Origin of the sequence: Polaromonas potterensis (genome assembly GCF_033446725.1) — a bacterium.
Taxonomy (GTDB): domain Bacteria; phylum Pseudomonadota; class Gammaproteobacteria; order Burkholderiales; family Burkholderiaceae_C; genus Polaromonas.
Genome location: NZ_JAWQLX010000012.1, coordinates 106,914 through 121,440, shown reverse-complemented (window position 1 = coordinate 121,440; position 14,527 = coordinate 106,914). Strand labels below are relative to the sequence as shown.

Here is a 14,527-nt window from a genome sequence, read left to right as displayed (position 1 = left end):
ACCACAAAATCGCGCCGAAGGACTACATTCTTGTCCGCAATGCTGACAAACCAGCGATAAACCTGCGCCACAGCCCTCGCAGAACCGATTGGCGTCAGGATTGACAGTCAGGCACGATAAGCAACTCATCGACATTTTTTGAAACTCTCAGCAACAGACCGCCGCATCAATGCGAATCCCCGCATCATGCCATTGGTAAAGCCAAGCTTTAACCAACATCTGCGCCTAAGTGACGACTTTGACGGCCTCCCAGGCGAAAATCACTGCTTTGTATTCTTTTGACTTAATACCAAAGCGCACACCAGCCACCCGGCTCGTTGCCTTTGCGGCATCCAGAAAACTGGCTTTGGGTTTGAGTGTTTCAAAGGCTTCGTACCAGATGGGACCGGCCTTCTCCCATGAAAATCCGCCAATTTTTTTAGCCGCCAGGTAAAAGGCATGGTTGGGAATACCTGAGCTGTCATGAACGTCCGCGCCGTCGACGTACTGATCCATGCTTTTGAATTGATCGTCTTCGTACCACGTCAACTTGCGATTGCCCGGATCTTTGAGCGAGCGGATGGCCAGTCCATGCTCGGGCGCAAGCAGATGTTCACCCAGCAGCCAGTTCGCTTGGGTGACGTTTTGCCGGCCATGCCACTGCTTGACCATGCTGCCAAAAATATCGGCGAAAGACTCGTTGAGAGCACCACTCTGGCCCTTGAGCGCATGGGTTTGCTCTTTGAATTCACGGTCTTTCACGGGCACCCGAACCACACCCAGGCCACCAGGAATCAGGTGTTGCATGACCCCGTGCGCCAGCTCGTGGGCAATGATGTCCAGCGCCGCGGTAAATCCGGCCACATGCTGGTCACCATCGCCAAAAATCATCTGATCGCCGGTCCACATGGCATTGCTGAAGTTTTCCCCAAAATGCACCGCTGACTCGACCCGCATGCCGCGGTTATCGATGGAGTTGCGCCCGAACATCTTCAGGTAGAAATCCAGCGTGATGCCGGTGTTGTCATAGGCCTGGTTGACGGCGAGGTCGCTGACCGGCTTGTCGCCCTCGTTGCGCACACGTTTACCAGGCAATTCGGTGCCTGAGCCCGCATCGAAGATGGCGCGGCTATAGACCGCCTTTGTTGGACCGGGTGGCGCAAACGGAAGCAACAGGGGCAAATGAACAGGCCCGGCCCAGGCGCTGCGCTGGGTTCTCAAGCGGGCGGCCGTGCTGTCCAGGCCTTGGCCATCGGCGGCACCAGCTTTTTCAGCGCATTTTCGGAGTAGTTTGGCGGGAACGGCGAAACATACGCAGCCATACACAGAACGCATCGGTGTTGTCCTGAAGTGCAAAGAAGGCGACAGAGGCGGTACGGCTGTGCGCGATGGCTGACCGCAGGGCCTTAAGAAATGATGCCGATTTGGCGGTTTACCAGCGGCTAGGCAGCTTCTTGAGCAGGGTTATACGCCGAATACCCAGCTCGATGTAGCCCCCTTTTTCAAGGTCTTTGAGCAGACGGCTGACCATTTCGCGCGAGGCGCCAACACGGTTGGCAATGTCCTGGTGTGTGATGCCTTCCAGCGTGGCGCTGCGGCCGTCCGTCGTGTCACCGCGGCGGCCCTCCAGCAGGGCGATCAGCCGGCCATAGACGTCGAGCAGCGCCATGTTGCGCGCCGTCTCTGTCGCCGCACGGGCCCGGCGGATCACCTGAACCACGAGATTGATGGCGAACTCGGGCTCATCGACCAGGTGCTCGCTGACGTCGGCGCGGCTCAGCACGGCGCACGTACAGGGCTCCAGCGTCATCACGGAGGCCGACCGGGGTCCGCCATCCAGCGACATTTCACCGAAATAATCACCGGTGTGAACGGTGCCGTAGGTGATTTCTCGCCCGCTCTCGTCCATGGCAAAAACCTTGACGCTGCCTTTGAGCAACACAAACAGGCTGTCGCCGGCTTCGCCTTCGTTGATCAACACCGCATTTTTGCGATAGGTGCGAGATACGCCGCGCTGCGCCAGCGAACGCAACTCGGGGACCAGTAGTGCGTACAGGTCGTCGCTGGAAGGAAGTGGCGTGCTCATGATGAGCCGTAATCTAGCATGCGGCGGGCCGTCGGTGTAGCCGACGCGGCCGGAGGGGGCGCATTTTTAGTGTATTTGCACCAGATGCAAAGGTGCCACTGGCGGCAAAGCCGCAACCTGGTTCACCAGTTCCCGCACCCCGCTGGAGCCGGTTTTTGCGCACAAGCTGCGCACATGGCTGCGCACCGTAGAAACAGCCACGCTCATCTGCACAGCGATTTCAGGGGTACTCAAGCCCCGGCACAGAATGACCAACACCTGCTCTTCGGTCTGTGTCAAACCATAACTGCGGGAGAAAAACCCGAACATGCCGGAGTCACACACGTCGGTACGGGAAAAAAGCAGCGCAATCCGGGTCTGCCAGGCCCCTGGGTCTTTCTGAAGAGGAACCACGGCCAGCATCAGGCTCAAGCCCCCGCTAGATACCTTCACCAGGCTGCGTTTGCCGGCCACGGCTTTGACCAAAGCGCCTTGCAGTGTTTTGCCGTCTGCGGGGGTGATCGCCTGAATCTCGCCACCGACCTGCGCCAGCATCCGGCGACGTTTCAGTTCGGTGCGAGCGGCCTGGTTGGCGTGAATGATTTGACCCCGCTCATCGACCACCACCACGCCGTGGGCCAGAACATCAATCAGACTCGACAAGACGTCCGCGCCCGGATCGGGATGTCCGGGATTGCCAAGAAGCAGGGCCGGGTCCGCAAATCCGGCATTCAACAGGGTGTTCATCTTCACGCGCCTTGTGGCTGTTACAGCTTGTTGAGCGTATGAAGCCTGGCGGCATCTTGATAGTGAATATGTGGCCTGCAAGCTGTGAAAAATTCACCAAGGAATCCGTGAACGCTTAAGCGCAATGCCCGCAGCAAGGCTTTCTTGACGAGCCCCTTAGGCCTGCTGTCGGAGCGCGCTCTCAAAAAAAGTGAGCGCACGCTCTCTACGTATGGCACACCGTTCTATTTCGACAAATCCGTGCAAGGACCACCGCAACTATCCAGCCCGAGGCATTCAGACCCAGGTGTCCAGAATTGCGCTGGTCTTCTCCCAATAAACCTGCAACCGCTCAAGCTGCTGGACGGCATTGACGGGAACCTGCCCTGCTTTCGCCGCCACCTCCAGCTCGCTACAAACCGCCTGCATGGCCACCGCCCCCACATTGCCAGTCGCGCCAACCAGGGCATGGGCGGCCCAAGCGAGAGCAAGCGCGTCATCGGCGCGGATACTCTGTTCGATGGCCTGGACGCGCAGGGCGGCGTCGGCGACAAACAGAGCAATCACCTCACGGGTCATGCTGAGTTCGTCGTCGTCGAATTCCTTGAACTGGGCCAGGCGCTCCATGTCCATCAACTGCGGTTCAGGGGCCAGCGCTGGCTCGGGTGTCTCCAGCGGCGCCATGTCGCCCTCGGTCGCGAGTGTGCCTGCACCTTCCGCAGCCAAGGTCATCGCGGGCAACCAGCGCTCCAGCGCTTGTGCCAGCGCGGCCACATGCAGCGGCTTGGTCAGGTAATCGTCCATGCCCGCCGCAGCGCAGCGCGCGCGGTCTTCAGGCGACGCGGCGGCCGTCAGGGCAATGATGGGCGGTGCACGCTCGCCCATCATGGTCTGAATTTGCTGCGTGGCCTGAAAGCCATTCATTCGCGGCATGTTCACATCCATCAACACGGCACCAAACCGCCGGCCGGCCCCCTGAACGCGCGCCACGGCTTGCACAGCCTCCAGCCCATCCAGCGCGGTTTCGGTCTGGTAACCCAGTTTGACCAGCATGGCGCAAGCAACCTTGAGGTTGACGGCGTTGTCATCAACCACCAGCAAGGTCATATTTTTCGTCACAGCACTCGCCTTGGGTCCTGTCAGGTGATTCCCACTAGCGCCCGCCGAAAGGCAACGTGCCAACGTATCAAACAGCTGCTTCTGGCGGGCAGGCTTGAGCAGACGCGCCTCGAACAACTGGGCTGCTTCGTGGCCAGGCGGCATGAAGCCCGACGTGAGCAAGACCAACGGCACCTTGGCCAGGGTGGGCTGGGCCTTGATGGTGCGCGCCAGCGTCACGCCGTCCATCTCGGGCATGTGCATGTCCGTGATGATGATGTCGGGCGGGGTGGCGTTCACCTGTGCCAGCCCCTGCAAAGCCTGGGCCCCTGATTCGGCGCTGCGCACCTGCATACCCCAGAGCTGAAGCTGGCGTGTCAGGACGCGAACATTGGTGACATGGTCGTCGATCACCAGCACGTGTTTGCCCTGCAGCGCCGCGGCATCGACGGTCCCCGGCAAAGCAGGCAGTACCGCTGGCGGCGCCTGGATGGTGAACCAAAACGTGGAGCCCTTGCCGAGCACGCTGTCGACCCCGATCTCGCCACCCATTAGTTCGACCAGACGCTTGCAAATGGCCAGGCCCAGGCCGGTACCGCCATATTTGCGGGTCGTGGACGTGTCGACCTGGGTAAAGGCCTGGAACAAGGCATCGATGCGGTCTGGCGGTATACCTATCCCCGAATCAGACACACGGAACTCGATCAGCAGACGGCCCGGATCGCCGGGGTTGGGCAACTGCCGCACACTGACGGCCACTTCGCCTTTTTCGGTGAACTTGACGGCGTTGTTGATCAGGTTGATCAACACCTGCCGGATACGCGTGATGTCGCCGGCAATCGCGGCCGGAACATTCAGCAAGCCAGGGCCTGCCACCTCGGGCACGTCAACAATCAGCTCCAGGTTTTTCTCCCTGGCCCGGGGTGCGGCGATGTCGCAAGCTTCTTCCACCGCGCTGCGCGGGCTCAGCGGCTCGGCTTCCAGATCCAGCTTGCCGGATTCGATTTTTGAAAAATCCAGGACATCGTTAATCACGGCCAGCAACTGATCACTCGACAGCCGGATGGTCTGCAGGTAATCGCTCTGCTCGTCATCGAGCGAGGTCTCCGCCAGCAGCGTGCTCATGCCCACCACGCCATTGAGCGGGGTGCGGATTTCATGGCTCATGGTCGCCAAAAAAGCCGCTTTGGCTTTGGCCGCCTGCAAGGCTTCTTCGCGGGAAGCGAGCAACTCGACCGTGCGCTGCGCGACCCGCTCTTCCAGCAACTCGTTGGCCTCTTCAATCGCCCGCGTTTTGGCTTGCACCTCGGCCCGGTAACTTTGGAGCTGCTCGGCGCTGTCGTGCATGACCTGGGACAACTCCCGCACTTCCCGCAAATGGGTGTTGCGCTCTATTCGTGGCACCTCGCCGCGGCCGAGCTGCTGCGCAGCCGCACTGAGACGCTGAAGCCGGTGCCCAATGCGGGTGGCGACATACAAGGCCGCCAGAGCGCCCAGCAAGACCAACCCGGCTATCGCGATCAGCGACAACTTCCAGGCCCGGGTGATGTCAGCCGTGAAGTCGCTCTCGGGGGCGGCCACCACCAGGGTCCAGTGCAAACCCAACGACTCGCCAAACGGGCGCTGAACCATCAGCAAGGTATCGCTGGTCATGGGCAAACGTTGCAAAGCCGTGTTGCTCGCGACCGAGTCCTCGCGCTTGAGGGACTGCTCGCGCTGCAGGGCCGCAAAACTTTCGCGGATCGCCGGGTTGGCGCTGTGCTGCGGGCTGCGCCGCACCGGCTTGCCCTGCGCCTCCTGGAACAAGCCGTCGCCTGCGGACCCTGCGACCAGCAAACCCGACTCATCCACGATATAGGCCGCACCCCGTGCGCTGATCCGCTGGGTCTGCAGCAGGTCGGCGAGCCGCTGCAGGTACAGGTCCACACCAAACACACCGGCCGCGCCGCCATCACCGTCATACACAGGTTGTGACAACGTGACGAACAGCTGCGGCTTGCCCGGGACGGGTTGAACGGGAGAAAAAGTACGGCCTTTGGCCACCATCGCGCCCTGGTACCAGCCCCGGGTGCGTGGCTCAAAGTTGGCTTGTGCCGTCGCCAGCGGCCGGCTTCGGTCACCGGGTTGCCGCGCCATAAAAGCGCGCAGACCCGTGTCGCGTTGGCGCCGAAGCAGGACTTGGGTGCCACTCTCCGTGTGGTCGACCGCAAAATACTCGCCCTGGCTGTTGCCGAAATACAAGCTGGGCACATCCGGCGACTGCCTGGACAAGGCAAACGCCATGGGCTCGAAGGATGAGCCATGGCTCAGCCAGTCTCTGGCCTGCTCGGTTTGGGCTGCCGTCAAACGCTCAGGGAACAAGCCGTTCAGGACGTTGTGGGCCTGCCCCAGATGGGCTTGCGTTCCGGCCTCAATCCTTGTCGCGACATTCAAAAGAATGCTGCCGGCCAAGTTCTCCACGGCCTCCGCACTGCTGCGCGCCATGAGCCAGGCCACCAGGCCTGCGGGGAGCAGCGCAAACACCAGCAGGCTTGCAACCAGAATACGGCGTAACGAAAACGTTCTTTTTGACATGAGGCCAAACACCTGGTGAGTTAGCGCTGGGTCGACCCAGCGGCGTGCAGATTTAGGACTGAAGCGCCAGGCCCAACAATTCAGCGGCATCCAGCGCTGCCGTCCGGCCAGGCAAGGAAATAAGCGCCCGACCGCCGGTGTTGACCGCACCGGTCACGCCACGCAGCATGGCCACACTGGCGGCGATCTGCCAGTTGGCCCGGTGTGCCTGCTTCTGCAGCAACAAAGTCGCGCTGACCGTGTCGCCGACGGGCAGCACTTGCACCCCGCCGCGCAGCGGATCCTCGAGTTTGGCCAGGGCCACCGGCCCGCTGTTCAATGCCACGCTGACATCGAAACGGGGCAAACCATGCGCCGGAAAGTGGTGGTTGAGAAAATTTTGCACGCGTTTGGCCGAGTCAATCAGCCCCAGCGCGGCGCGGGCGGCGCGCAGGCCATGGTTGACGGAAGAGGTGTCCGTGCTGTCGACAAAAACGACCAGCAGGCCTTCGCCGACAAACTGCATGTGGCGCGCCCCGAACAAATGCACGGTGTCACCGGCATTGTTGTAGAACTGGCGCACCACATCGCTGAGTTCTGCACTGGACAGTTTTTCGGCGAGGCTGGCGTAATTGAGCACATCCACAAACAGGACCGTGGCGTTGGAAAAACGTTCGTCTTCGCTTGCGCCGTCAGCGGCCGGCCATTTCTCGCTGAGCTCGGAGGCCAGCTTTTTTTCGTACAAACGGGCCAGGTGGTGTTTCTGGTCTTCCAGCGCGGCCTGAACCGCGGCCTCCACCGCCATGGTTTGCAGCGCGGCCTGCATATGCCGCTTGTTGAGCTGGGCGGACGCTGCCTCGCGCAACTCGCCCGGCCTGAAGGGTTTGGTGATGTAGTCGTCGGCGCCGCTGGTCATGCCGATACGCATGTGGGCACGTTCTTGCAGCGAGGTCAGCAAAACGACCGGCGTCGCCATGATGCTGGGGTCTGTACGCAAGGCCTGCAACATGGCAAAGCCGTCCATGCTGGGCATTTGCACATCGCTGATCACCAGATCCGGCTTGTGTTGTCGCACCAGTTCCAGTCCTGTCAGGCCATTGTCGGCCGACAAGACCTCATACCCATCTTTCCTGAGCACCGACGTCACCAGCGTGCGCGTGGCGGCATCGTCTTCCATCAACACGATCAGAGGCATTTTTCTCCCGGGCAAACGCCCAAACAAAATCAGCCCCAAGCATACACAAGTCGCTACCCGTCAACGGTGGCGCAAGCGCCTGTTTAAGCAGGGCGCGTGTCCTTTGGCGCCCCCTCATCGAGCATGGCCAGCGTGGCCTGTATCACCTGCGGCAGAAAAGCCAGCTGCACATGGGCGGCACCACGCAGCAGCCGATTGTCGGCGCCAGGCAAGGTGGCGGTGGAGACCGGGAACACAATGTTGTCGCAATTCGAGTACCAGCAGGTAAACAAGGCATGACGCTCCGGCTGCATGCCCTGGTCCAGCCGCTGCAACCAGAGGCCCGCCAAGCGCATCTGACGGCCATTGGGCACCTGGCTGAAACGGGCGAGCCAGGTGCCGCGGTGCGGCGTTCCCAGCGTCACCACATGGTGCACCCGCGCCTCGGCTTGCATGGTTTGAAGCCAGGCCCGGGCCGCCAGGCCGCCCATGCTGTGGCACACCAGCAGCGGCGGCAGGCCGCTGGCCGCCGTCACCTGCCGCACAGCGTCTTCGATCAGCGGCACATAGTTGTCGATGGAGGCGAAGGGCGGCTCCAGGTTGACGGCCGCATAGGCATGCCCGGTGCCCTGAAGTGGCTTGAGCCACGGTGCCCAGAAGCCGCGGTTGCAGAAAAACCCATGAATAAACACCACACCGCGCCGGCCTGACAGCACGGACGGCGGCGACAACTGGTCGGGGAATGCCCGGGAGCGAAAGGGTTGGCGCCAGCAAAACACCCGGGGCGCCGTCAAGGTTTCGCCTAACCAGGCGCTGGCGAGTTCTTTCCATGACGGCCGGGGCGTGGGATCGTTACGGTTGACGAATCGCAGGGCCACAAACTCCATGGCCAGAAAACCGGAATAACCAAGGATCAACATCACGAAACCGGCACAAGCCAGGAGCGGCGAACTTTTCCAGAAAAAAACCACCCATGCGCTCGCCGCCGCCAGCAACGAGAGGGTGATGAATTGTTGAAGGCGTGCCAACATGGAAACGCGCCACTCAACGCAGGGGTTCAAGCCAGCGTGACATCGCGACCGGTCAGTTTTTTGGCCAGGCCCTGCGCCAGGCGGTTGACCGTGCCGTAGACCGACAACTGGGGATTGGCACCAATGCTGGTGGGAAAAATCGACCCATCGTGGATGGACAAGTTTTCAAGCTGCCAGTGCACCCCATCGGGCCGGGTCACACCCAGCGTTTCCCGCCCGCCCAAACCGCAGCCGCCCATCACGTGGGCACTCACCACTTTGGTCAGCATGGGTTTCATGGGCAAGGCATTCACGGCCTCACGGGTCTGCGCCCAGCTGGTGTAGGGCTGGGCCATTTCATGCAGAGGCAAGACCTGGCGCGCGCCGGCGGCAAACTGGATCTCCGCCATCGACAGCAGGGCCCGGCGCGCACCGTCCATCACATAGTCGGTCAGCGGGTAGGCGAGCACGGCGGAGCCGTCACTGCGCAGCTTGACCTGCCCACCGCGCGACTGCTCATGAAAGCCATCACGCAGCAGCGCCAGCAAGGTGTGGTTGTGCGGAAAGGTCTTGAGCAAGTCTTGCTGGCTTTGGCCCATGCCGGGCACGGTCGAGGCAAAGATCACCGGATGTAGCGGCGGCGCTTCCAGCTTGTAGCCGATCGGCCCATCAATGGCTTGTGTGTCCAGAAAATGGTCGGTGTAAATGGATTGCGGTGCGCCGTTCCAGGCTTCCACTTTTTGCGCAAACACCGCCGAGCTCATCACCACCGGGTGCAGAAAAGTCCGGGCGCCCAGCAGCCCATGCGGATCAGGCGCACCCGAGCGCAGCAGCACCGCCGGCGAATTGATGGCGCCGCCCGCCAGCACGTAGTGGCTCGCTACTATTTTAGTAGCTACCTGCGCAGGTACCATCCGGGCTAGAGCACCATTTGGCATCACATTTTGACAATACAGAGCGGTCACCTTGCCATTGGCCAGCTCGAAGCGTTCCACCCGCATTTCAGTCAACAGTTGCGCGCCCTGGTCCAGCGCCGCCGGAATGGTGGTCACCAGCATCGACTGCTTGGCATTGGTCGGGCAACCGAGGCCGCAGGAGCCGAGGTTCCAGCAACCTTTGACGTTGCGCGAAATCGCCGAGGCAGCGATACCCAGCTTGGCCGCGCCGCGACGCAACAAGTCGTTGTTCTCGTTGGGCGCCGTGAGCCAGGGCAGGATGTTCAGGCGTTGCTCGGCCTGCGCAAAATAGGGCGCGAGGGCTTCCGGGCTGTAGTCCGGCAGGGCAAATTGCGCCTGCCAGAACTTGAGGGTAGGCGCTGGGGTGCGAAAAGAACTGGTCCAGTTGACCGTGGTGGAACCGCCTACGCAACGGCCCTGCAGGATGTTGATCGCCTTGTCTTCGGTCTTGCGCGCCGCGCTTTCCTGGTAAAGCTGCGGGTAAGCTTCCGACTCTTTCTGGTTGAAGTCGCTACTGCTTTTGAGCGGCCCTTCTTCAATCATCACCACCCGCAAGCCCGCCTTGGCCAGCAGCTCGGCGGTAATGCCGGCGCCAGCGCCGCTGCCAACAATGGCGACATCACAAACGATTTTTTCCGGCGCCGGGCCCAGCACACCCCCCAGCACTTTCCAGCCGCGTTGGAGGCCGTCGCGTATCGGGTCTTGTAGTTGACTCATGCTGCTGGCGTCACTTTCAGATGCGCTGCGGGCCGGGATAACCGAGCTGGGACCAAGTGGCGCTATCGGTGAAATAAGCCGCCGCGCTGATGTCGTGCAAGGCGGCGTAGGCTTGCCGGCGCAGCGCCAGCGCAGAAAGCCGCATGCCTTGTAGCGCCTGCTGGACCTGGGCCTCGCTGGCCAAGGGCCAGGCTTGACTCAAACCCGCCAGAGCGCGACGCCCGGGCGGGCTGGCCAGCAAGGCCAGCAACTGCGACAGCTCGTCTTGCGCATGGGTGGGTAAGGCCGCCGTCAATTCATCGATCCGGTCCAGCAAACCATCCAAAGCGGTTTGCCTTGAGGCCTCATCAACCGGCAAGCTGCCCTGCAACACCCCGCGGCCCACGGCGCGGAACACCTCACGGCCACTCAGGCTGAGTTCGCCGTTTTGCAAGCCAGCCTGCAGCAGGGCGGCCGCGCCACCGGCCAGGGTCAACACCACAGCCGAAGCGACACCCAGCTGGAGTAAGGTCCGTCTTTGCATCGGCCGAGTGTCGCACGCGACTGTCTCCTTTCAATAGAGCACCCCACCTAGATAAACTCGGTGTTTATATGGACCCTGTTGCTCTCCGGATTCGTGAAGCCATGCAGGCTGTGTCGGCACTGCGCGAGCGCCGCGCGGCCGACCCGCGGCTCGACCAGGCCTGCCTGGAGGTCAAACGTTTCCAGGCGCAACGTTTCAAGGCTACCTACGCGGATCTGATGCACAGCCCCCGCTACCAACGGGCGGCAGATTTCTTTCTGCAGGAGTTGTATGGCGACCAGGACTATGCGCAGCGCGACCAGCAGTTCGCCCGCATCGCCAGCACCATTGCCCGTCTTTTCCCAGCCGCGGTGGTGGAAACCGCCGCCGCACTGGCGGAAGTCCATGCGCTGACAGAACAACTCGACGACCTGATGGCTCAGCAATGGCTGATCACCAGGGCCTCCAGCCTGCCTGCGCGTTACATCCAGTGCTGGCGCCAGGTTGCGGACCGGCCGGCCCGACGCCAACAGTTGCAAGTGGTGCTGCATTTGGGGCGCGAGCTGGATCGACTGACACGTATGCGCGGCCTGCGCAGCTTGCTGAGAATGATGCGGGCGCCGGCGGCGGCGGCAAGCCTGAGTTCCCTGCAAAATTTTCTCGAAGCCGGCTTCGACGCTTTCGCGGACATGAAAGGGGCTTCAGAGTTTTTACACTTGATTGAGGACCGCGAGTCGGCCTGGATAGATGCATTGTTCGAGAAAGACACTGTCGCCTGGGAGACCCAATTGCGTCAACTTCTTGCCAGCGCCCCAGCCTACTAGGGACAAGCCTCATACGCTTGTTGCCACGGGGATTTCACAATGGGGCACAAGGAGTTTTCAATGAACAAGTTTTGGCTCGAGAGTTATCCCGAAGGCGTTCCGCACACGATTGACACCGAGCAGTTCAGCTCACTGAACCAGCTACTGGAGGACTCCTTCAAGAAAAATGCTTCGCGACCGTTTTCAGTCTGCATGGACAGCTGGATGTCCTACGGACAACTCGACCAACTGTCCACGGCCCTGGGCGCCTGGCTGCAGCGCCTGGGGCTGGAGCCCGGTGCGCGGGTGGCCATCATGCTGCCCAACATTCCGCAGTTTGCCGTCACCATGGCGGGCATTTTGCGCGCCGGATACACCTGTGTGAACGTGAACCCGCTGTATACCGCCCGCGAGCTGGAGCATCAGCTCAAGGACTCCGGCGCGACGACCATCGTGATTCTGGAGAACTTTGCGAAAACACTGGAAGAAGTCATCGACAAGACGGCTATCCAACATGTGGTCATCGCATCGATGGGCGACTTGTTGGGCTTCTGGTACGGCCGCTGGATTTCTTTCGCTGTCCGCCATCTGGCCAAAATGGTGCCGGCCTACACATTGCCGTTGGGTGATGGCCGTACCGTCACGCCCTTTAAACGCGTGATAGCCGACGGCCTGGGCATGGCGCTCAAGCCCACGCCAAGCAATCTGGACTCCGTCGCTTTCCTGCAATACACCGGTGGCACCACCGGCTTGTCCAAAGGCGCGGTACTCACCCATCGCAACATCGTCGCCGCCATCTTGCAGGCCGAAGCCTGGTTTACGCCGGCTTTACGCCGGGTGGGCGATGTCAGCAAAACCAACAGCATTGCGGCCTTGCCGCTGTACCATATCTTCGCGCTGACGCTGTGCCTGCTGGCCATACGCTGGGGCTCCCACCTGACCTTGATTCCGAATCCGCGCGATTTCGGCCAATTCATCGAGGTCTTGAAGAAGCGACCTTTCCACATGTTGCCCGCGGTCAACACCTTGTTCAACGCCTTGTTGCAACATCCGCAAATCAAATCGGTCGATTTCTCCAACTTGTGTGTGTCCCAAGCGGGCGGTATGGCCGCCTCTGCAGGCACGGCCAAAAACTGGCTGCAAGTCACCGGCTGTCCGATGATTGAAGGCTGGGGCATGAGTGAAACCTGCGCCATCGGCACCAACAACCCGGTCTTAAGCACGGCCTTCAGCGGCACCATAGGCCTGCCTTTGCCAAGTATTGAGATCGCCATCAAGAACGACGAGGGCGATTCTCAGGTCGTGGGTGCGTCCGGTGAAATCTGCATCAAGGGCCCGCAAGTCATGACGGGTTATTACAAACAGCCCGAGGAAAATAAAAAGGCCTTCACCGCCGATGGATTTATGCGGACCGGTGACATCGGCATCATGGATGCATGCGGCTACACAAAAATTGTCGATCGGAAGAAGGACATGATCATTGTTTCCGGCTTCAATGTTTTTCCCAACGAACTCGAAAATGTGATCTCACTGTGCCCGGGTGTGGTCGAATGCGCGGCCATCGGTATCGCGGATGAGAAACAGGGCGAAGCCATCAAGGTTTTTGTTGTGAAGAATGATCCGGCACTGACGGAGGATGGTCTCAGCGACTACTGCAAACAACATCTAACGGGCTACAAACGCCCCAAATACATTGAGTTTCGCGATGACTTGCCAAAAACAAATGTGGGGAAAATCCTCAGGCGGGAATTACGAGCGGCCCCTTAGCCAGAAAGCCAGCGTGCATCCATGACGAAAAGTCAGTTGCCGGCAGGTGTCTTGGTTCTTGAACGAGGCTGGCTGTCATCCAACAACATCCTCTTCCTTGGTTCAAGGTCGACCGCGCTGGTTGACAGCGGCTACAGCACACACTCGGCGCAAACCGTCGATCTCGTCGACGCTGCCTTGCAGCAGCGCTCGCTGGATGTTCTGCTGAATACTCACTTGCACAGTGACCACTGCGGCGGCAACGCGGCGCTCCAGCGTGTCTATCCGGAGCTGCAAACTCTCATTCCACCTGGCCAGGCGGCCTTGGTGTCTTCCTGGGACCCGGTGGCCCTGACCTATGTCCCGACGGGGCAGCACTGCCCTCGATTTCGACTCAACGGCATCCTCTCACCCGGCACAGACATCCAGCTGGCAGATACGCCCTGGCAAGTTCATGCCGCGCCCGGGCATGACCCGCACTCGCTGATTTTCTTTGAGCCGAAATCGCGCACCTTGATTTCAGCTGATGCTTTGTGGGAGAGTGGTTTCGGCGTCGTATTTCCGGAGCTCGAAGGTGAGCACGCCTTTGACGAGGTGGCCGCCACCTTCGATCTGATCGAGCAACTGGATCCGTGCTGGGTCATCCCCGGCCACGGCCCGGTGTTCGCCTATGGCCCGAATATTCTGGCCCGTGCACGCCAACGCCTGAACGCCTTTGTCAGTAATCCAAGCCGACATGCACAGCACGCGGCCAAGGTCTTGCTCAAATTCAAACTCTTGGAACAACAGCTGTTGCCCTTTGCTGACTTTGTCAGTTGGGCCCAGCGGAGCAGCTACTTCGAATGTATACGTGAGAAGTTCTTCCCGTCGATAACGTTCGAGCTTTGGATAGAACAACTGGTGGAAGAACTTGTACGTTCTGGTGTCGCACGCAGAAATGGCGCGATGGTCTACAACGCGTAAATCGGAGGGTGTTCTTTGTTGAGGCTGAGGAACTCAGCATCGTTGCGGACTGCTGCCGCGAGCTACATCTAGTGGAAAAGTTGTTCCCTGAGCTCTGATTTTGCTTCGCACAAAAGAAAACGCCCAGCTGACATCAGCTGGGCGTTTCTTGCTGTAAGAGCCTGACAATGTCCTACTTTCACACGGGAATCCGCACTATCATCGGCGCTAAGTCGTTTCACTGTCCTGTTCGGGA

General features: G+C 60.6%; 11 protein-coding genes and 1 pseudogene. 3 read left to right on the top strand and 9 right to left on the bottom strand.

Annotated elements, in window-relative coordinates; translation table 11 throughout:
* Positions 1 to 3: 3 nt before the first annotated feature.
* From R6254_RS21980 to R6254_RS19405, 9 genes and pseudogenes are all read right to left on the bottom strand, one after another.
* A pseudogene (locus tag R6254_RS21980) lies at positions 4 to 129 on the bottom strand (double zinc ribbon domain-containing protein); the annotation flags it as partial.
* Between the two features lie 96 nt (positions 130 to 225).
* On the bottom strand, positions 226 to 1,314 hold the full coding sequence (locus R6254_RS19440) for a M4 family metallopeptidase (RefSeq protein WP_318409321.1): 1,089 nt from the start codon (positions 1,312 to 1,314) through the stop codon (positions 226 to 228).
* 97 nt (positions 1,315 to 1,411) lie between these two features.
* The gene (locus tag R6254_RS19435; protein ID WP_318409320.1) at positions 1,412 to 2,065 is read right to left on the bottom strand and encodes a Crp/Fnr family transcriptional regulator; all 654 of its coding nucleotides are present in this window, start codon (positions 2,063 to 2,065) and stop codon (positions 1,412 to 1,414) included.
* 66 nt (positions 2,066 to 2,131) lie between these two features.
* Complete coding sequence (locus R6254_RS19430) at positions 2,132 to 2,791, bottom strand: helix-turn-helix transcriptional regulator (protein ID WP_318409319.1); 660 nt, start codon at positions 2,789 to 2,791, stop codon at positions 2,132 to 2,134.
* A gap of 276 nt (positions 2,792 to 3,067) precedes the next feature.
* Entirely contained in the window at positions 3,068 to 6,442 is a 3,375-nt protein-coding gene (locus R6254_RS19425) for a response regulator (protein WP_318409317.1), read from the bottom strand.
* A 52-nt stretch (positions 6,443 to 6,494) separates the two neighbouring features.
* Positions 6,495 to 7,616, bottom strand: coding sequence for a response regulator (locus tag R6254_RS19420; protein ID WP_318409315.1), 1,122 nt, complete (start codon positions 7,614 to 7,616; stop codon positions 6,495 to 6,497).
* Positions 7,617 to 7,699: 83 nt separating this feature from the next.
* Positions 7,700 to 8,626, bottom strand: a complete 927-nt coding sequence (locus R6254_RS19415; protein ID WP_318409313.1) for an esterase/lipase family protein — start codon at positions 8,624 to 8,626, stop codon at positions 7,700 to 7,702.
* A 26-nt stretch (positions 8,627 to 8,652) separates the two neighbouring features.
* Positions 8,653 to 10,278, bottom strand: a complete 1,626-nt coding sequence (locus R6254_RS19410) for a GMC family oxidoreductase (protein WP_318409312.1) — start codon at positions 10,276 to 10,278, stop codon at positions 8,653 to 8,655.
* A 16-nt stretch (positions 10,279 to 10,294) separates the two neighbouring features.
* Positions 10,295 to 10,801 (bottom strand): hypothetical protein, encoded by a 507-nt coding sequence (locus tag R6254_RS19405; RefSeq protein WP_318409311.1) that lies wholly within the window; start codon positions 10,799 to 10,801, stop codon positions 10,295 to 10,297.
* Positions 10,802 to 10,869: 68 nt separating this feature from the next.
* Here R6254_RS19405 and R6254_RS19400 point away from each other — a divergent pair, with 68 nt between their 5' ends.
* Genes R6254_RS19400 through R6254_RS19390 form a run of 3 tightly spaced genes read left to right on the top strand, consistent with a single transcriptional unit; the run spans position 10,870 to position 14,292 of the window.
* A complete protein-coding gene (locus R6254_RS19400) occupies positions 10,870 to 11,604 on the top strand; it encodes a DUF8198 family protein (protein ID WP_318409310.1) in 735 nt (244 codons plus the stop codon).
* A 60-nt stretch (positions 11,605 to 11,664) separates the two neighbouring features.
* Positions 11,665 to 13,350, top strand: coding sequence for an AMP-binding protein (locus R6254_RS19395; RefSeq protein ID WP_318409308.1), 1,686 nt, complete (start codon positions 11,665 to 11,667; stop codon positions 13,348 to 13,350).
* Positions 13,351 to 13,371: 21 nt separating this feature from the next.
* Complete coding sequence (locus R6254_RS19390) at positions 13,372 to 14,292, top strand: MBL fold metallo-hydrolase (RefSeq protein ID WP_318409306.1); 921 nt, start codon at positions 13,372 to 13,374, stop codon at positions 14,290 to 14,292.
* Positions 14,293 to 14,527 lie beyond the last annotated feature (235 nt).